The 18,127-nt window shown below is 52.5% G+C and carries 17 protein-coding genes, 2 tRNA genes and 1 pseudogene; 12 read left to right on the forward strand and 8 right to left on the reverse strand.

Going from position 1 to position 18,127, the window contains the following annotated elements:
* Positions 1-8 precede the first annotated feature (8 nt).
* From J6J34_RS08490 to J6J34_RS08500, 3 genes and pseudogenes are all read left to right on the forward strand, one after another.
* Positions 9-227, forward strand: a pseudogene (locus J6J34_RS08490) (RHS repeat-associated core domain-containing protein); the annotation flags it as partial.
* Between the two features lie 66 nt (positions 228-293).
* Entirely contained in the window at positions 294-596 is a 303-nt protein-coding gene (locus J6J34_RS08495; protein WP_301898882.1) for a hypothetical protein, read from the forward strand.
* Entirely contained in the window at positions 586-966 is a 381-nt protein-coding gene (locus tag J6J34_RS08500; protein ID WP_301898870.1) for a hypothetical protein, read from the forward strand. Before J6J34_RS08495 ends, J6J34_RS08500 begins: the two co-directional genes overlap by 11 nt.
* A 359-nt stretch (positions 967-1,325) precedes the next feature.
* On the opposite strand, the gene rsd is transcribed toward J6J34_RS08500, so the two are convergent.
* The gene (rsd, locus tag J6J34_RS08505) at positions 1,326-1,796 is read right to left on the reverse strand and encodes a sigma D regulator (protein WP_301836843.1); all 471 of its coding nucleotides are present in this window, start codon (positions 1,794-1,796) and stop codon (positions 1,326-1,328) included.
* 88 nt (positions 1,797-1,884) lie between these two features.
* On the opposite strand from rsd, the gene nudC reads away from it, so the two are divergent.
* From nudC to J6J34_RS08525, 4 genes are all read left to right on the forward strand, one after another.
* Positions 1,885-2,706, forward strand: a complete 822-nt coding sequence (nudC, locus tag J6J34_RS08510) for an NAD(+) diphosphatase (protein ID WP_301898871.1) — start codon at positions 1,885-1,887, stop codon at positions 2,704-2,706.
* Between the two features lie 69 nt (positions 2,707-2,775).
* On the forward strand, positions 2,776-3,840 hold the full coding sequence (hemE, locus tag J6J34_RS08515) for a uroporphyrinogen decarboxylase (protein ID WP_301721145.1): 1,065 nt from the start codon (positions 2,776-2,778) through the stop codon (positions 3,838-3,840).
* A 109-nt stretch (positions 3,841-3,949) separates the two neighbouring features.
* On the forward strand, positions 3,950-5,005 hold the full coding sequence (locus J6J34_RS08520; RefSeq protein WP_301721144.1) for an efflux RND transporter periplasmic adaptor subunit: 1,056 nt from the start codon (positions 3,950-3,952) through the stop codon (positions 5,003-5,005).
* Positions 5,006-5,007: 2 nt separating this feature from the next.
* Positions 5,008-8,115 (forward strand): efflux RND transporter permease subunit, encoded by a 3,108-nt coding sequence (locus J6J34_RS08525; RefSeq protein ID WP_301898872.1) that lies wholly within the window; start codon positions 5,008-5,010, stop codon positions 8,113-8,115.
* Here the strand turns inward: J6J34_RS08525 and J6J34_RS08530 are convergent.
* From J6J34_RS08530 to rsgA, 3 genes are read right to left on the reverse strand one after another with little or no spacing between them, the layout of a single operon-like run.
* Positions 8,112-8,840, reverse strand: a complete 729-nt coding sequence (locus tag J6J34_RS08530; protein WP_301898873.1) for a glycerophosphodiester phosphodiesterase — start codon at positions 8,838-8,840, stop codon at positions 8,112-8,114. The two genes, J6J34_RS08525 and J6J34_RS08530, sit on opposite strands and share 4 nt — an antisense overlap.
* A 5-nt stretch (positions 8,841-8,845) precedes the next feature.
* Complete coding sequence (gene asd / locus J6J34_RS08535; protein ID WP_301898874.1) at positions 8,846-9,715, reverse strand: archaetidylserine decarboxylase; 870 nt, start codon at positions 9,713-9,715, stop codon at positions 8,846-8,848.
* Positions 9,712-10,776, reverse strand: coding sequence for a small ribosomal subunit biogenesis GTPase RsgA (gene rsgA, locus J6J34_RS08540; protein ID WP_301898875.1), 1,065 nt, complete (start codon positions 10,774-10,776; stop codon positions 9,712-9,714). The genes asd and rsgA overlap by 4 nt, the downstream gene beginning before the upstream one ends.
* 114 nt (positions 10,777-10,890) lie before the next feature.
* Here rsgA and orn point away from each other — a divergent pair, with 114 nt between their 5' ends.
* The 3 genes from orn (at position 10,891) to J6J34_RS08555 (ending at position 11,701) form a co-directional block, all read left to right on the forward strand.
* Entirely contained in the window at positions 10,891-11,445 is a 555-nt protein-coding gene (gene orn / locus J6J34_RS08545) for an oligoribonuclease (RefSeq protein ID WP_301774763.1), read from the forward strand.
* Between the two features lie 77 nt (positions 11,446-11,522).
* Positions 11,523-11,597: transfer RNA gene (locus tag J6J34_RS08550), tRNA-Gly, on the forward strand.
* Between the two features lie 28 nt (positions 11,598-11,625).
* Positions 11,626-11,701: transfer RNA gene (locus J6J34_RS08555), tRNA-Gly, on the forward strand.
* Positions 11,702-11,713: 12 nt separating this feature from the next.
* Here the strand turns inward: J6J34_RS08555 and dgcN are convergent.
* From dgcN to J6J34_RS08575, 4 genes are all read right to left on the reverse strand, one after another.
* Positions 11,714-12,718 carry an N-acetyltransferase DgcN gene (gene dgcN, locus J6J34_RS08560; RefSeq protein WP_301898876.1) on the reverse strand — a complete coding sequence of 335 codons (1,005 nt, stop codon included), beginning with the start codon at positions 12,716-12,718 and terminating at the stop codon, positions 11,714-11,716.
* A 95-nt stretch (positions 12,719-12,813) separates the two neighbouring features.
* Positions 12,814-13,704, reverse strand: coding sequence for a LysR family transcriptional regulator (locus tag J6J34_RS08565; protein ID WP_301721131.1), 891 nt, complete (start codon positions 13,702-13,704; stop codon positions 12,814-12,816).
* Positions 13,705-13,764: 60 nt separating this feature from the next.
* The gene (locus J6J34_RS08570; RefSeq protein ID WP_301836837.1) at positions 13,765-14,154 is read right to left on the reverse strand and encodes an Lcl C-terminal domain-containing protein; all 390 of its coding nucleotides are present in this window, start codon (positions 14,152-14,154) and stop codon (positions 13,765-13,767) included.
* Between the two features lie 12 nt (positions 14,155-14,166).
* The gene (locus J6J34_RS08575; RefSeq protein ID WP_301721128.1) at positions 14,167-14,538 is read right to left on the reverse strand and encodes a DUF423 domain-containing protein; all 372 of its coding nucleotides are present in this window, start codon (positions 14,536-14,538) and stop codon (positions 14,167-14,169) included.
* Between the two features lie 59 nt (positions 14,539-14,597).
* Between J6J34_RS08575 and J6J34_RS08580 the strand changes: the two genes are divergently transcribed.
* Together J6J34_RS08580 and J6J34_RS08585 are read left to right on the forward strand one after the other, a co-directional pair.
* A complete protein-coding gene (locus J6J34_RS08580) occupies positions 14,598-15,881 on the forward strand; it encodes an acetyl-CoA hydrolase/transferase family protein (RefSeq protein WP_301721127.1) in 1,284 nt (427 codons plus the stop codon).
* A gap of 153 nt (positions 15,882-16,034) precedes the next feature.
* Entirely contained in the window at positions 16,035-18,122 is a 2,088-nt protein-coding gene (locus J6J34_RS08585) for a cytochrome D1 domain-containing protein (protein ID WP_301898877.1), read from the forward strand.
* Positions 18,123-18,127 lie beyond the last annotated feature (5 nt).

Genomic DNA, 18,127 nt, shown 5'->3' on the forward strand with positions numbered 1-18,127 from the left:
CAGGCATCTTGCCTTCCACCCTTCGGGTCATCGCAAGCGATGTTCAAACATGTTCCAGACATGTTTGTCCAGGTCAATACTGGGACAACGAGAGCGGCACATGGCAGAACTGGCATCGTGATTACGACCCAAGCACGGGGCGCTATATTCAGTCGGACCCGATTGGGTTGAGCGGTCGCTTAAACACTTATGCCTACGCATCGTCAAACCCGATTATTAGAACTGACTATTATGGGTTGGCTGACTGTAATCAGCAAAAAGATTGTGTGCAAGAACCACTAAATAGGTACTCTATGGAAAAGTCTGTAAATGCGATAGTCGGATTCGGAGTAGGTTCATCGATGTTTGGTTCTTCGGCTCAAGCTTTGAATAAGACAGCTAAAAAACCAAGAGGTGGAATTGCTGGAGGTGGTCCTAGCGGTCGTTATACGAGCTATTCCCGGCGGTTTTTTGGAAATGGCTGGGGTCGTACGCTAGGTAAAACAGCGATAAGCTCAGTAGCCAAGCTAACTGGAATTATTGGCGCTGGGGTAGGTGCATGGTCCCAGCATTACAATGCATTTCAAGCTTATATGGAGTGCGTCGATGGCAATTGATTTTGACGCACGCAAAGCCGCGTTAGATATTCTAACGAAATTGGACATGGGTAGTATCAAGCTCCAAGAGCTGGAGAATGAGTGGCCTCGCTCTCAAGACCCAGCGTTGAATGGGATTAAGCGCTGGCTTTGGACACTTTATAGTGATGAAGATGACGTACTTACAGTACGGCAATTGTCTGATTGCGATCAAAGGACCTTAGCCAACTGTAAGTTGTTTCTAGCATCAAACTACGAGTTTCCGATGAAAGAATTAACTGCTATCTCCAAAGCAAAGGAAAAGCTACGATGGGGGGTGGAGTGGAACGCAGAGTGTACTCTTCCCGACTACGACAGTTGGCCTTTCCCTAGAGAAATAAAAGACAACTAGGCTGGGTCGAGTCACTTTATGAAAACTGGTCTTACATTAGCGGGTACCTAGGAACTCAATGACCACTTAGCTCGCCCGCATAAAGTAACCGATGACACGAAAGCAGTCGTTTGGGAGGCAGACTTGCAAAGCTTTGACCGTAGTGTTGTGAATTCTAGTGTAAACATCCCCTAATTAGTGCCACGCATTTTTAGAGGTCTGTTTGTTCGTTTTACGGTAGAGTTCAGAGTTCTGTGTCAGCTAGACGGTCCTTACGACACGGTAGCGCTTAGCTACGATGCTGCGGGGAGTTACAGCATCGTGTTTGCTAAAAGTTGCAGAAAGGGAACCAAAAAAGGTTGGCGGTCACGCCCTTGCCGCTAGAGTAAACGATGCTGTTCCAGGGCGTGCAAGAGGCGATCTTCAAACTCCATCCGCAGTTCCAGTGCTTCTGCGAGGCCAGATAAGTGACGGTCAAAGTCGTCGAAGTGCGTATCATCGACACTATTGCCATATTGGTCGTGGAAGGCGAGGGCGACTTCTGTAGTTTCGCTGATCAGAGGGAAAAGCTCAGCGGCAAGCTCTTGCGTTTCAGCGGGCTTATCGCCACAGTTCGCTATAATCTGGTCGTAAATCTCGAAGTGGCCTGCGGAAACGTAATCCACCAGTAATCCACAAAAGTTACGCACATCTTCCGCCGCCGGGAGCGCTGACGTTTCTTTGTCATAAGGTGGCAATCCTGCAAGCTTGAAATATTCGATGAGCAGAAGTTGGCGTTCCTGTAGCCAGGTATCGATCGCCTGATGGGCTCCGCCCCAACGTTGTTTGGCTTGTTCTTGTCGCTTCAGCATGCTTACCTCTCCTTCTATGCGTAGTGTCAATCTTCCGATGATGCTAAGCTTAGGTCAATAGTTTTTACCATATAGATAAAATGCCATTATGACAAAACCTTATCAACGTCCTTCTGCTGACGAGCCGGCCTGGTGGTTTATTTGTGCCGGTGGTGAGATTGTTCTTGATGACGATCATCAGCCTCCTCATGGCCGCGCTGAAGAGTTACCGCTGCCTACCCTGGATGAGTACCAAATTATCTGGTTGGGAGAAGTGCGCGAGCGTAGTTGCTACCTGGTATTGGCCGACTATGGCGATGATGCCTTTGCCGCCCTTGGCGAGTTCCAGTCGCTGCGGCCCTTGATCGAAAAGCACGATGAAGAAATGTTTTCGATGGCGTCACGGGCAAAGCAGATTACGGAGTTTGTTTCCACGCACCGGTTTTGTGGTCGCTGTGGCGCCCGCATGCAAGCGGTTGACTGGGAACTGGCAATGCAATGCCACACCTGTAAGCATCGCTGCTACCCGCGTATTTCGCCGTGTATTATCGTCGCCATTCGCAATGGTAAGAAAATTCTTCTGGCCCGCGGTGAACGACACCCGCCCGGACTCTATTCGGTTCTGGCGGGCTTTGTTGAGTCAGGCGAAACTCTTGAACAGACGCTGGCACGGGAGGTCATGGAAGAGGCAGGCATCAAAGTCAAAAACGTTCAGTATGTCTGCAGTCAGCCATGGCCATTCCCTAATTCTCTCATGATGGGCTTTACCGCAGAGTGGGAAAGTGGCGACCTGCACTTTGATCCTTTTGAGCTGGAAGACGGTGCCTGGTATGGATTTGATGAATTACCGGATATCCCCCTGCCAGGTACCATCGCGAATCGCTTGATCGAAACCGTAAAAGCGCAAATAGAGCAAGAATCTGAGACCTGAGACTGATAGAATAGCGTCGCAATTTTTGACCGGCCAATCTTTAAAGTTAAACATGGGTAGTACAAGCGAATGAGTACTTTGCAGAATGATCTCTATTTACGTGCATTGTTGCGAGAGCCGACAGAGCGCACCCCGATTTGGATGATGCGCCAGGCAGGCAGGTATTTGCCTGAGTATCGCGAGATCCGTAAAGAAGCTGGCGATTTTATGACGCTATGCAAGAATCCGGAGCTGGCATGTGAGGTCACTATGCAGCCGCTGCGTCGATTCCCACTGGATGCCGCCATTTTGTTTTCAGACATTCTGACCATCCCAGATGCGATGGGGCTGGGCCTCTATTTTGAAACCGGCGAAGGTCCAAAATTTGAGCGTCCCGTTCGCGATTTAGCCGCGATCAATAAATTAGCGGTGCCGGATCCTGAGCAAGAACTCGGTTATGTGATGAATGCCGTGCGTACTATTCGTCGCGAACTTAAAGGTTCAGTGCCACTGATCGGTTTTTCTGGCAGCCCGTGGACGCTGGCGACCTACATGGTCGAAGGTGGCAGTACCAAAAACTTCAGCGAAGTGAAAAAGTTGATGTTTGCTGAGCCACAGGCAATGCATAAGTTGCTGGATACGTTGGCGCAGTCGGTCACAAGTTATTTGAATGCGCAGATTGCTGCGGGTGCGCAAGCCGTTATGGTTTTCGATACCTGGGGTGGTGTGCTGAGCCCACGCGATTACCGCGAATTCTCGCTGCGTTACATGCAACAGATTGTGGATGGGCTGACACGGGAAAACGAAGGGCGTCGTGTACCTGTCACCTTGTTTACCAAAAATGCTGGCCCCTGGTTGGACGAAATGGCCAAAACCGGTGCAGATGCTTTGGGCGTCGATTGGACCACAGATCTTGCCGATGCGCGCAAATTAGTGCAGGACAAAGTCGCCTTACAGGGCAATATGGACCCTAGCATGCTATACGCGTCGCCAGCACGAATTGAAGAAGAAGTGGCAAGCATTCTGGCAAGTTATGGCCACGGCCACGGTCATGTATTTAACCTTGGCCACGGCATTCACCCGCAAGTCGATCCAGACCACGCAAAAGCGTTTATTGAAGCCGTGCATAAGCTCAGCCCTGCCTATCACCGCTAATTTGCGGTAAACCTCAACGAATCGGCGGTAAGCGGGGCTGCCGCCGGGTCGTGTCACTGTACAATACCGCCATAGTGTTAGAATTCCTTCACAGCACGTCGGGGAGTAGATGGCGGTGGCAAAATTTTTTAATCCGGTTTCCTTAATCGTCGCACTGTTAGCATTAGCGGCGGCTTATTTCATTTTCATTCATGAACCAGTCATTGAAGAGCAGCGAGCGCAAGACGCCGTTCCTGTTAAAGTGACTGCGGCTGAGATTAAACCTTTTCGCGATATCATTGCAGCTATTGGTACCGCTCAGGCGAATGAGTCGGTAGTGATCACTGCGCAAACCCAGGAAAAAGTGGTCGCGGTTCATTTCAGCGATGGCCAGACCGTATCAGCGGGTGATTTACTGGTTGAACTTGATGCGCGCGAAGAACAAGCCCGCGTGCAGGAGCTGAAGTTCCGCCTGGCAGAAGCGAAACGCCAATACCAACGGTTACAGGACCTGGCCCGCCAGAACGCCGCCTCACAGCAGCAGCTTGAAACTCAGGATGTTGTGGTTAAAGAAATTGTGGCATTACTTGAAGTTGCTGAAACCCAGCTGGCGCAAAAACGCATCGTCGCGCCATTTGACGGCCGTTTAGGTATTCGTCAGATTAGCGTGGGCTCGCTGGTGGCACCAGGACAAGAAATCACCACCCTTGATGACATTACCCCGATCAAACTGGATTTCAGTGTACCAGAACTGGTGTTCGCCAGCCTGGCAATTGACCAGACGATTACTGCGCTAAGCGGTGCTTACCCGGGACGCGAGTTTCAGGGCATCATCCGCAGTATTGATTCGCGGGTAGATCCGCTCACGCGCTCAATTTTAGTGCGCGCCGAAGTTCCTAATGAGAACCTTTTGTTGCGTCCGGGTATGCTGTTGCGGGTCGAGTTATTGCGCAGTGTTGATAGCGTTATGCTGCTGCCTGAGCGCGCCGTGGTCCCCATGGATACCCGGCATTTTGTGTATGTCGTTGACGAAGATAACATCGCCAGAGAGCGCCAGATTACCATCGGTCGTCGTCAGCCGGGCGTTGTGGAAATTCTTGATGGCCTTGAGCCTGGCGAACAGATTGTAACTGAAGGCATCGTGCGCATGCGCGATGGCATCGAAGTTACCATTAAGGAGAGCTAATCATGTTGCTCTCCGATGTCTCCGTAAAGCGTCCGGTATTTGCAACCGTCGTCAACCTGTTACTGATCGTCTTCGGTATTGTGTGTTTTACCATGCTGCCGTTGCGCGAATATCCTGATATTGATCCGCCAGTGGTGTCCATTGATACCAGCTACCCCGGCGCATCTGCAGAGATCGTTGAAACCCAGATCACCCAGCCTATCGAAGACCGGATCAGCGGTATCGAAGGCATCAAAAATATAAGTTCAAGCAGCCGCAACGGTCGCTCCCGCATCACCATTGATTTTAACCTCAGTCGTGATGTCGACTCTGCCGCCAACGATGTGCGTGATCGGGTGTCGCGGGTGGTGGATAACTTGCCCGAGCAGGTCGACCCTCCTGAAGTGTCGAAGGCCAACTCCGATGAAACCACCGTGGTGTGGTACAACCTGCGTAGCGAAAACCTCAGTATTCTGGAATTGACCGACTATGCTGACCGCTATATCGTCGAGCGCTTGTCAGTGGTCGACGGCGTGGCCCGGGTTAACCTCGGTGGTGAGCGCCGGTACGCCATGCGGGTCTGGCTTGATCGCGATGCAATGGCGGCCCGGGGCATTACCGTGGCCGATATCGAAAGTCGCTTACGTTCCGAGAACGTCGAGTTACCTGCCGGTGAAGTCGAATCCGTTGATCGGGAGTTTACCGTCCGCGTGGCGCGCACGTATCTCAACCCCGACGATTTCAGATTACTGGCTATAAAACGCGGTGACAGTGGGCAACTGGTGCGACTCGGTGAAGTTGCGCGGATCGAGATGGGCTCGGAAGACGACAAAACCGAATTCCGCGGTAACGGCATCAATATGATTGGTATTGGTGTCATTAAACAATCAAAAGCGAACACGCTCGAAGTGGTGGAGAGTGTCCGGAGTGAGATCGAAACCATCCAGCAGACCTTGCCGGAATCGATGATCATTGTGCCGAGTTACGATTCGTCCATCTTCATTAAAGGTTCGATCGACGAAGTCTACAACACCCTCGGTATCGCCATGGGACTGGTGGTGGTGGTGATCTACTTGTTCCTTGGCAACATTCGCGCCACCCTGATCCCGGCGCTGACAGTGCCGGTGGCGATCATTGCCTCCTACATCGCGCTCTTTGCCATGGGATTCTCGGTGAACCTGCTGACCTTGTTGGCCTTAGTGCTGGCAATTGGTCTGGTGGTGGATGACTCGATCGTGGTGCTGGAGAATATTTACCGGCGCGTGGAAGCGGGTGAACCGCCCTTATTAGCCGCGTATCGGGGTGCACGCGAGGTTGGTTTTGCGGTGGTGGCGACCACCCTGGTGTTAATTGCGGTGTTCGTGCCTCTGGCATTTCTGGATGGGAATATCGGCCAGCTCTTCACCGAATTTGCGCTGGCGATTGCCGCGGCGGTGCTCTGTTCGAGTATTGCTGCGTTAACTTTGTCACCCATGCTGAGCTCGAAGATCCTCCGTCGCCGCGAACGCACCAGTCGTTTTGGGCGCGGCATGGATAGCTTCTTTAACTGGGTTGAAGAAGGTTATGGGCGTGTTCTAAAACGTACCCTGGCCTACCCGTGGCTGGCGGTGGTGCTGGTGATACTCGCGACACTGGTGTCTTACAACATGCTGAAGCTGGTGCCGCAGGAATTTGTGCCACCAGAAGACCGCGGCACCTTCTTTGTCATGGTGCGCAGTGCTGAAGGCGCGAGTTTCGAATCCAACGCCGCACACATGCGCGAAATCGAAGCCTTGCTCTTACCTTATGTGGATGAAGGCAAGATTGACCGTCTCTTAGTCCGTGCTCCGGGCTGGGGCAACTCAGCAGGTATTGCCATCGTTGGCGCGGTGCCATTCGACGAACGTGAATGGAGTACCTTCGAGCTGATGGACGAAGTCAGTGCCAAGCTCAATCAGGTCAGTGGGGTGCGGGCGTTCGCCTTTATGCGTAGCGGTATCTCCGGTGGCAGCGGGCGACCGGTGCAGTTCGTCCTGCAGGGCAATACCTATGATCAGCTTGCCGCTTATCGCGACATCGTGATTGAGGAAGCGAGCAAAAATCCGAATTTACTCGAGCTTGACAGCGACTTTAAACAAACGCTGCCACAGTTACTGATCCAGATCGATCAGACCCGTGCTGCTGATATGGGCGTATCGGTCGGCGATATTGGCCGTACCCTCGAAACCATGTTGGGCGAGCGGCGGGTGACCACCTATCTGGACCGTGGCGAAGAATACGATGTGATACTGGAAGGTGAACGTGCGGATTATCGTGATCCGACCGCCATCGACCAGATTTACGTGCGCTCTGACAGCAGTGGTGAGTTAATTCCATTAGCGAACCTGGTGACCATTGAAGAGCGGGCCACCTCGGGTCAGCTTAACCGCTACAACCGGATGCGCAGTATCACCATTGAAGCCAACTTAGCCGAAGGCTATTCACTGGGCGATGCCCTGGCTTATTTAGAGAATATTGTGGCGGAAAAACTGCCTGATGATGTGTCGATTGATTACAAAGGTGAGTCGCAGCTGTATCAGGAAAGCGGCAGCTCAGTGATATTTGTTTTCGCGCTGGCGCTCGTCATCGCTTATCTGGTGCTTGCGGCTCAGTTCGAGAGCTTCATTCACCCGCTGGTAATCATGTTGATGGTGCCCATTGCGATTCTGGGGGCGGCTTTTGGTTTGTACTTCACCGATCTCACGCTCAATATCTACAGTCAGATAGGTATCGTCATGCTGATTGGGTTAGCGGCTAAAAACGGTATTCTTATCGTGGAATTCGCGAATCAGCTGCGTGATGCCGGGCATGACTTCGATGAGGCACTGATCCGCGCCTCGCAGCAGCGCTTACGCCCCATCGTGATGACCGCTTTTACCACCTTAATGAGCGCGGTGCCGCTCATCCTGGGCACCGGGCCGGGTGCTGAAAGCCGCATGGTCATTGGTACGGTGATCTTCTGCGGGGTGGCGTTCTCAGCCTTCCTGACGATTTTTGTGATCCCGTCGTTGTACTCGGTGCTGGCACGTAATACCACCTCGCCGATGGCGTTGAGTCATGAGTTAGATGAGCTTCAGCAACGTTTCCCTAAGCACCAGCGCGACAACGATTAGTCGAGGTGCCAGGCCTCTGAGGGCTGCACCTGCAGCCCCTGGAGGACGTTACGGGCAACGCTTGGATGGTTGGTAAAGATACCGTCGACACCCATGGTGTGGAGATCGCGCATATCTTCGGGTTCATCTACCGTAAACACAAACACCTGCAAACCGCGGGCATGGGCGTCGGCGACGAATTCCGGGGTGACAAAGTCGACATCAATATGCACGGACCAGGCTTGTAGTTCACTGGCAAATGCTGCGTAACTCAATGGACATGAGGTGGTGAGCGCGCCGATGAGTTGTTGCGGGTGATCTTCCTTAAGCTGGCGTAACCAGTGGTGATTAAAGCTCGACACCAGCAGCTGTTCACGGCTGAAGCCAAGCTCCGCACGGGCAAAGCGCAAATGTCGGGTTAAACCCCTGGCAATATCGGCACCTTTTAATTCAATATTAACGATGCACCGGCCGGCGATAAACGCCAGCGCCTCATCCAGGGTTGGCACCGGTTGCTGACCGAAAACCTTGAGTTTACGCACTTGCTCTAAGGTCAGATCCTGCAAGCGGCCGGGATGTGCAGTGAGTCGTGCGAGATACCTGTCGTGGAAGACAATCCACTCATCCTGTAGCGGATAAACATCGAGCTCAATAGCATCGGCGCCCGCGTCCAGGGCGCGACCGAAGGCCGTCAGGGTGTTCTCTGGGGCTTCAAAACTCGCGCCGCGATGAGCAATAATCAGCATAAGCGCTAGTCGTCTCGTTCCCCGAGCACCTGTCCCATGCGGGTGACAGATAGGGGCCCAAGATCGTCGTCAAAATCAATGGTGTCTGCAGGGAAGGTGAGTACCACCGTCGACCCAAGCTTAAAGTGTCCCATTTCTTCACCTTTTTTCAGGCGAATCGCCTGATCACCGCTGGCCGGATACTCCCAGCTATGCACGTGCTTACCGGTGGGTGGGGTCACTGTGCCTGCCCAGACGGTGCCGATACTGGCAACGATGGTGGCGCCGACGAGCACCATCGAGAACTTACCAAACTCACCATCAAAAATCGCAACCACGCGTTCATTACGGGCGAATAAATTAGGCACATTGGCGGCAGTTAAAGGGTTCACCGAGAATAAATCGCCAGGCACATAGATCATTTTACGCAGCACACCATCGCAGGGCATGTGAATGCGGTGGTAGTCTTTCGGTGCTAAATAAATGGTGGCAAATTCACCGTTTTTAAAGGCATGAGCATCACGCGGATCGCCGCCCAGCAGTTCGGTCAGGCTGTAATCGTGTCCTTTGGCCTGAAAGATACGACCGTCTTTGATCGGGCCAAGCTGGCTTACGGCACCGTCAACTGGATGCGCAAACTGGTGCACTTCCGTGGCGTTGAGCGGGCGCAAGTCGGCTTTCAGATAGCGCGTGAAAAAGTCGTTAAACGTTTTATAGGCTTTCGGACTTTCTTCAACCGCTTCAGTCATATCGACGTTGTATTTCCAAATAAACCAACGAATAAAGAGTTGTGTGAAGACGCCCGCACGGGCAGCCGCAAAAGCTCCGACTAAGCGCGACAAAGCATGCTTAGGCGTTAAGTACTGCACTTTAATTTTTACATCATCCCAATTCACTTCTTACTACCTCGTGGCATTGCGCGCGATGGCTTACTGGTGGCCATCGACTCTATAATTTTGTGGAAATTGTACAACCGAAGCGGATGCAGGTCACCTGCTTCTACCGCTTGCTGTAATGCACAGCCCGGATCCTGCGGCTGGTGTTTACAATCTCTGAATTTGCATTGGCCCAGAAACGGCCGGAAATCGATAAAGCACCACGCTACACGAGTTTCATCTAAATGCCAGAGGGCAAACTCACGAATTCCCGGGGAATCGATAAGAAACCCGCCGTCAGGCAACGGGTAACGCGTGGCCACAGTGGTGGTATGCTGCCCTAGACCTGAGTTGCTGGAAATATCGCCTACGTCAGCGTCAATATCCGGTAACAGCGCATTCACCAGGGACGACTTGCCGACACCTGACTGGCCCACCACAATCGAAACCTCGGTTTGCAGTAAACGCTTACTGTCATCCAGGCCGCCGGTGGTTTTGGCGCTGACACTCAGTACCTGATAACCAATAGCTTCGTACATTGCCAGTGCTGCGCCAATCTCTTCCCGTTCTGTCGCGCCGACCTCGTCAAGTAAGTCAGCCTTATTGAGAATAATCACCGGGGTAATGTCAATGTCTTCACAGGCAACCAGATAACGATCAATAATCTGGGTTGAAAAGGCAGGCAGCACGCTCGAAATAATTAAAATCTGATCAATATTGGCCGCAACAGGTTTTACCCCATCGTAGTAATCGGGCCGGCTGAGCAGCGAACGCCGCGGTTGCACGGCTTCAATGACGCCTTGTTCAGTGTTAGCACTTTGCCCTGTAAAGCGGCGCCACACGACCTCGTCACCACAGACAAGACTTTCAATACCGCGGCGAATATTGCAACGGTACTGTTGTTCATCATCACCGGCGACAATGGCGTGCTGACCGAACCGCGCAACGATGATGCCGGATTCCGTACCACCTAAACTTGCATCATCGAGCTGTTGCTCGAGATCGTTTTGCTGCAACCGTTTTTGCTGGTTGGCGCGAACGCGGCGTAACTGTCCTTTATTTAACTTTCGATGTTTCCCCACAAGGCTCCTAACTTGGTTGGCAACGTCAATTGTTGCTAATGATACAATATTCTTTGCAACTCCGCCTGAATTACGGACAATAGGCACTACTTAGATGAGTCAGAGGGAAAAAACATGACCGCGACAGCAGATCGACTGATTTGGATCGACCTGGAAATGACCGGGCTGGAACCCGACCGGGACTTCATTATCGAGATTGCGACTATCGTCACAGATCAACAGCTTAACGTACTTGCAGAGGGGCCGGTGATTGCTGTGCACCAGCCTGAAGTGCGCTTGGAACTGATGGATGACTGGAATGTGCGCACGCACACTGGATCCGGTCTTATCGAGCGAGTTAAAGCGAGTGCGCACGACGATGCCGCGGCAGAACGGGAAACCCTAGAGTTTTTGGCGAAGTGGTGCACTCCGCAAAGCTCGCCAATGTGCGGTAATAGCATTTGTCAGGATCGACGCTTTCTGGCCCGCCACATGCCTGAGTTAGAGGCTTTCTTCCACTACCGTAACCTCGATGTCAGCACGGTGAAGCAACTTGCAAAATACTGGGCTCCGGATGTCGCAGCAGGTCTTACGAAACAAGGCGCACATACGGCGCTGGCCGATATTCGAGAGTCGATCGACGAATTACAGTACTACCGTGCGCACTTTTTCGACATTCAAGCCGAATAAGCCGAAAAAGCGGTTGCAAAGCCTGCCGAATTCAGTAAAATTCGCCTCCGTTATCGCATTTGATGACAGAAGTTTAAGCGGGAATAGCTCAGTGGTAGAGCACAACCTTGCCAAGGTTGGGGTCGCGAGTTCGAATCTCGTTTCCCGCTCCAAACTTCACCCTCGAATACCTTTCTTGATGCGGGAATAGCTCAGCTGGTAGAGCACAACCTTGCCAAGGTTGGGGTCGCGAGTTCGAATCTCGTTTCCCGCTCCAAATTTTCTTGTTTTAACCCTCGAGTTTATCCGCAATGCGCGCGACACCATGACGAATCGGGTCGACGCAGGGCAGCCCTAACCGTTGTTCAACGTCCCGGCAGTAGGTCATCGCACCTTCTTCGTCGACCGCAGACGTATTCACCGCAATGGCAATGACTTTGCCTTGAGGGTTGGTCACCCGAGCCAGCATTTCATTGAGCGCGATGGTTTCTTCCAGGCTTGGCAAGGGCCGGTTATCGATAGCCCGCATACTTGAGCGGCCTAACGCATGGCACACCACTAAGGCATCAGGCTGAGAGCCATGCAGGAGTCCCAGACTCACACCAGCAAAGGCTGGATGCGAGAGGGAACCCTGACCCTCGATAATATCCCAGTGCTCCGGGGCATTCGCTGGCGCTAAATCTTCAATGGCGCCGGCAATAAAATCTGCGATCACACAGTCTACCGCGACACCATCGCCGGCGACCAAAATACCGCTTTGTCCTGTCGCGCGGAAGCTCACGTTGCGTTGCCGACGCTGCAGCTCGCGGGTAATCGCTAAACTGGTGTACATTTTCCCGACCGAACAATCCGTGCCAACAGTGAGTAAACGCTTACCCTCACGGCGATAGCCTTTTCCCGTGCGCAGTCGCTGGCGCGGGTGGCGGATGTCGAATAACTCACAGCCTCTGGCCTGGGCCGCGCTTACGAGTTCAGGAATGTCCTGCAGCCGGTCGTGAAGGCCACTGATAATATCCATACCAGAAGCGATTGCCTCGTGAATCACTGGCAACCAGGCTTCATCAATATAACCACCGCTATTGGCAAAACCCAAAACCAAACTTTGCGCGCCAGCAGCCTTAGCTTCTGCAATCGTCAACGCCGGACAACCGGTCGTCACCGTACAGCCCGGCAGACGCAATTCACCGATACATTTTTCCGGACTCCAATCCGCTGCGCTACGAGCCATTTTAATGCTAAGTGGATCCTTGGCATCACCAATAAATAGTAGGTAAGGGGCTTTTAACGGCGTCATCTGGATTCCTTGGATAGGTGGTTAATGTCCGCCTTAGGATAGGAATTTGGCCGTAAAACAACAGTGAATAATAGAAGGTACGCTATAACCTGAAGTTATGACTGCTGATCGAGTAACGCACTTTGTACGAAGGGCAAAAATGCCTGGCTAAGTTTCGATAGCGGTTTAGCGGCCAGATGGAGTGCTCGTATAGGTACCTGAAGTGGAGGTTCGAGAGACGCTGTGGCTACGCGTTGGTCCGGGTTACCCTGAGCCGAAATCGCATCGATAGTACAGCAGCCCAAGCCTTGTGCAACCATGCGCGCGGCAATGTAATAAGTATCGACCTGAATGATCGATGCAGTATCAACCCCGGCCTGATTAAGCTGTTGCCAGAGCAACTGGCCGATAGGGCCACTGTCCCAGATGGCAATCAAGGGTAGTGTGGAGAGTTCAGCGTAGGTTAACGACTGCGGTTGCCTGGCGAAGGTCTCACACGGGTAAAGCACTTTTATTTCAGTGCTGCCGAGTTCGATAGCTTCAACGTTTGGATAACCTGGCGAGGCATAAAGCAATGCGAGCTCACAGTCGCGCTCAACCAGGGCCTGCATGGCTTCATCATTATGGATCGTTTGCAGACGAAAACGCACCTTAGGATAGTGCTGATTAAAGCGGGCAATGGCGACCGGGATAACGTTAAAGCCCAAGGCTGGTGTAATGGCTAAATCGATCAGGCCCTCATCATGGCGCTGAATATTTTGTGCAAGAGCCTTAACGCTGTGCAACTGCCGATAAACCTGTTCCACCGCGGGAAACAACGCCAGCGCTTCGTCGGTGGGAAGCAACTTACCTTTTTCACGTTTGAACAGGGCAAAACCAAGTTGTTGCTCAGCATGCCCTAAAGCTTTGGATACCGCGGGCTGAGAGATATGCAACAGTTGCGCCGCCGCCGTTACGGAACCGGTCGTATAAATTGCGTGAAAAACTTCAATGTGGCGTAAGCGCATAATATGGTGGTGAGAACCATCCAGTCGGCCAGCTAAGATACCGTCATTCTTGCATCGTTTTTAATCGTGAACAAGAACCACTAAGCCATGGTCGCGCACCGACAGGTACTCAACTTTCCCTGACCCAGAGTGTACGGCAGCGACCAATAGTTCGTCGCCATGGCGCATTACCGAAGACGTAAGTAACCACTCACTGTGTACGGGGCCTTTTATGGATTGGGGCGCTTCGTTACTGTTTAGGTGACGCTTCAGCTCCTGTACCGTTGGCAGGCGCCAGTTTACTTCAGTGTCGAGTTGGCCGATGGCGACCTTGGCTTGATTCCACTGCCACCGTTGCGCTGCGCCGGTACATTCGTTAGCCATTAAGGTCTGACCGAGCAGACATGGGTACCATGTCAGCTTCGGCGGAGTCGCTGTGAGTAATGCGCTAAACATCAATGCAATCAGCATCAGACAACGACCTCAGAACTCTTTTAGCATGGCCCAGAAGATCCAGATCCAGCCGATAATAAAGCAAGCGCCGCCAATTGGCGTGACTGGACCAAAGAACTTGGCTCCGGTTACTGCCAGCAGATAGAGGCTACCTGAGAATAGAATAATACCGGCCAGCAGCAGCCAGCCACCGGTGCGCAGCCCGGTGGCCTGCGGATACGGAAGTAACAGCGCCGCAACTAGCAACAACCCTAGCGCATGATAAATCTGGTACTGTACACCGGTTTGGAATACCGCGAGCATTTCGGGACTCAGTTTGCCTTTTAAACCATGTGCCCCGAATGCACCAAGAATTACCCCAAGTGCCATATTGATTGCGCCTAACATTGCGAATAACTTCATACTATCCTTACTCTGAATTCTGATGAGTGTAATCCTAATGTACCGCAAAAGGAGTGAAAATGCGTGTAGAAACAGCGGCAGAAGCCCTAAGTATTCTCGCCGATAACGACATTATATGGTGTCAGTCGATGGCAGCCACCCCGTATAAATTGCTTGAAGGTCTCGCTGAAATCGCCCCTTCCCGCAAAAATATGACCCTGCTGCAGTTGCACACTGAACACAGTGAGATGTTAGGCGATGCCGCATTGTCTGGTCACTTAAGGCAGCGCGCATTCTTTGTCGGAAAGTCCACGCGTGAAGCGGTCAGTGAAGGGCTTGCAGATTATGTGCCGATCTTTTTATCAGAGATCCCAAAACTGTTCCGTTCCGGTGAGCAGCATCTTGATGCGGTATTGATACAGGTATCGGCACCCGACGCTCACGGTAATTGTAGCTTGGGGATTTCTGTTGAAGCGACGCGCGCGGCGCTGCAGGTGGCAAAAAAAGTGATCGCTTGGGTCAATCCAAAGATGCCGCGTACCCATGGCGATTCTTTTGTGCACATGTCACGCATTGATCGCTATTTTGAGCTTGCCCAGGATCTGCCCTTACACCAGCGTCCTCAGCAAAGTAAGACCACCTTACGTATCGGTGAGCGGGTGGCCGAATTGATTAATGATGGAGACTGTCTGCAAATGGGGATTGGTGCGATCCCCGACGCGACCCTGGGCTGCCTGACCCATCACCGGGACTTGGGGATCCATACTGAGATGTTCTCTGATGGGGTACTGCCGCTGGTAACAAGTGGTGTGATCAACAACTCCCGTAAACGCAAGCATCGCGGCCGTATCGTCACGACCTTTGCCATGGGCAGTCAGGAACTGTACGACTTTGTTGACGATAACCCACAAGTGGCCTTCCTTGATGTCGAATACACCAACGATACCGCTGTGATCCGTCAGAATAAGCAGGTGATGGCCATCAACAGTGCACTGCAGGTGGATCTGACCGGTCAGGTGTGTGCCGATTCAATTGGAACCAAAGTCTATTCGGGGGTTGGCGGGCAAATGGACTTTGTCCGTGGAGCAAGCCTTTCAGAGGGCGGACGTTCGGTGATTGCCTTGCCGGCGACAGCTGCCGGGGGCCAGATTTCCCGTATTTCCGCCATGCTTGCGCCTGGAGCTGGTGTTGTCACTACTCGTGCTCACGTGCACTATGTGGTAACTGAATACGGCGTCGCCAATCTGCGCGCGCGCAGCCTCACCGAGCGCGCTGAAGCACTGATTCATATTGCCGCTCCGCAATTTCGCGAGCAGCTCGCTCGTGACGCGCGCGATGATTGGGGACTACGGGTAAAGATTTAACCCGTAGCAGCAATCACAACTACTCATGTGGGGGTACTCCTGATGCAACGGGCTGGCCCCCCCTTCCTTGATATCGATCAATTTCATTCTATGCTCTAGTCTTAGAATGATATCAGCTAGCTTTAGCTGAAAGTCCATCAAGGAGGACGCCCTATGCATTCTAAACTCTCTACTCATCCAAAGTGGTCCCTGTCACCGTTAGCTCTTTTCAGTGGTCTGGCCGCGTTGCTGTTTTCTATTCAGCCGGCAGTTGCCGATGACCACGGTAAGGACGCCTATGCAAAACAATGTCAGGCCTGTCACCAGCCTACGGGAATGGGATTAGCCGGAGCTTTCCCACCGTTAGCGAATAATCCCAATGTTGATGGCCAGCCTGACTACGTCATTGCGACGATTTTGCAAGGCAAATCTGGCCCGCTGGAAGTGAATGGGCAAACCTACAATGCAGTGATGCCACCGATGCAGCATCTCACCAACGATAGCATTGCAGCGATTACGAATTACGTGCTTAGCAGCTGGGGGAACTCGGGTGCTAAGGTCGACGAGCAGGACGTTGAAGACAGCCGGGTGGAGTTGGGTCTAAAAGATCGGGCGGCCGGTAAGCCGCATGCTGATGAAACCGCTGCCGAGGTCAGTTATAAGGGCGCGCCCTCGCAGGTCGAAGGCGGTAAACAAGTGGTCTCGCCTGGTGCTCCGGCGATGAGCGAAGACGAATTTGCAGTGGCACAGAAAATCTACTTTCAGCGTTGTGCCGGTTGTCACGGGGTACTACGTAAAGGGGCAACAGGTCTGCCGCTAACCCCTGACATTACCCAGCAAAAAGGTACCGAGTACCTGAAAGCTCTTATTAACTACGGCTCGCCGGGCGGTATGCCAAATTGGGGCACCTCTGGTGAGTTAACCACCGACGAGATCGACATTCTTGCGCGTTTCATTCAGCACGAACCACCAACCCCACCGGAATGGGGTATGCCGGAAATGATGAACAGTTGGGTGGTTCATGTTGCTCCGGAAGACCGACCAAGCGAACCGCAACATAATTACGACGTCGACAACATGTTTGCGGTGACGTTGCGTGATGCCGGGCAGGTTGCCATTATCGATGGTGCCAGCAAGGAAGTACTGAATTATGTTGAGACTGGCTACGCAGTTCATATTTCACGTGCGTCCAGTTCGGGTCGCTATTTCACTACCATAGGTCGTGACGGAAAAATCGATTTGATTGATCTGTATATGTTTCCACCGCAGGTGGTGGCGGAAATCAAAATCGGCCTAGAGGCAAGATCAGTAGAGAACTCTCGCTTTAAGGGCTATGAAGACAAGGTCGCCATCGCTGGCGCTTACTGGCCGCCGCACTACGTGCTGATGGATGGCCAGACGCTGGAACCGCACAAGATTGTGTCTACGCGAGGTATGACGGTGGACACTCAGGAGTACCATCCTGAGCCACGTGTCGCGGCGATTGTTGGTTCACATAAACACCCTGAGTTCATCGTCAATGTAAAAGAGACCGGTCAGATCAAACTGGTGAACTATGCTGACATCGAGAATTTGCAGGTGACTACCATTTCAGCAGCGCCTTTTCTGCATGACGGTGGCTGGGACAGTTCCGGCCGGTATTTCCTGACTGCTGCGAACGAAAATGACACTATTGCCGTGGTCGATGCGTTGGAGCGTAAACTGGAAGCCTTAATTCCAGTGGAGCGGATCCCGCACCCGGGTCGGGGCGCAAATTTCGAAGATCCTGAACATGGTCCGGTCTGGGCGACAAGTGCTTTGGGTAACGCCAATATCACACTAATTGGCACCGACCCCGAAGGCCACCCAGACAATGCCTTTAAGGTTGTCCGCATTCTTGAAGGTCAGGGCGGCGGCTCACTCTTTATCAAGACCCATCCACTTTCAAGCAACCTATGGGTGGACACGCCATTGAACCCGGATGAGGCGAAAGCACAGTCGGTAGCAGTGTTTGATATCAACAACCTGGGGGCTGGCTACGAGGTATTGCCTATTGCAGAGTGGGCAGACTTAGGTCCAGGTCCTAAGCGTATCGTCCAGCCTGAATACAATATGGCCGGCGATGAAGTGTGGTTCTCGGTCTGGAGTGGCATGGAAGAAGAATCAGCGATCGTTATCGTGGATGATAAAACGCGCAAGCTTAAACATGTCATTAAAGGCGAGAAAATCGTTACGCCAACCGGTAAGTTCAATAATTACAATACCCGCAACGAGGTGTATTGATGGGA

It is taken from the genome of Pseudidiomarina terrestris, from assembly GCF_030466405.1.
Lineage (GTDB): Bacteria > Pseudomonadota > Gammaproteobacteria > Enterobacterales > Alteromonadaceae > Pseudidiomarina > Pseudidiomarina terrestris.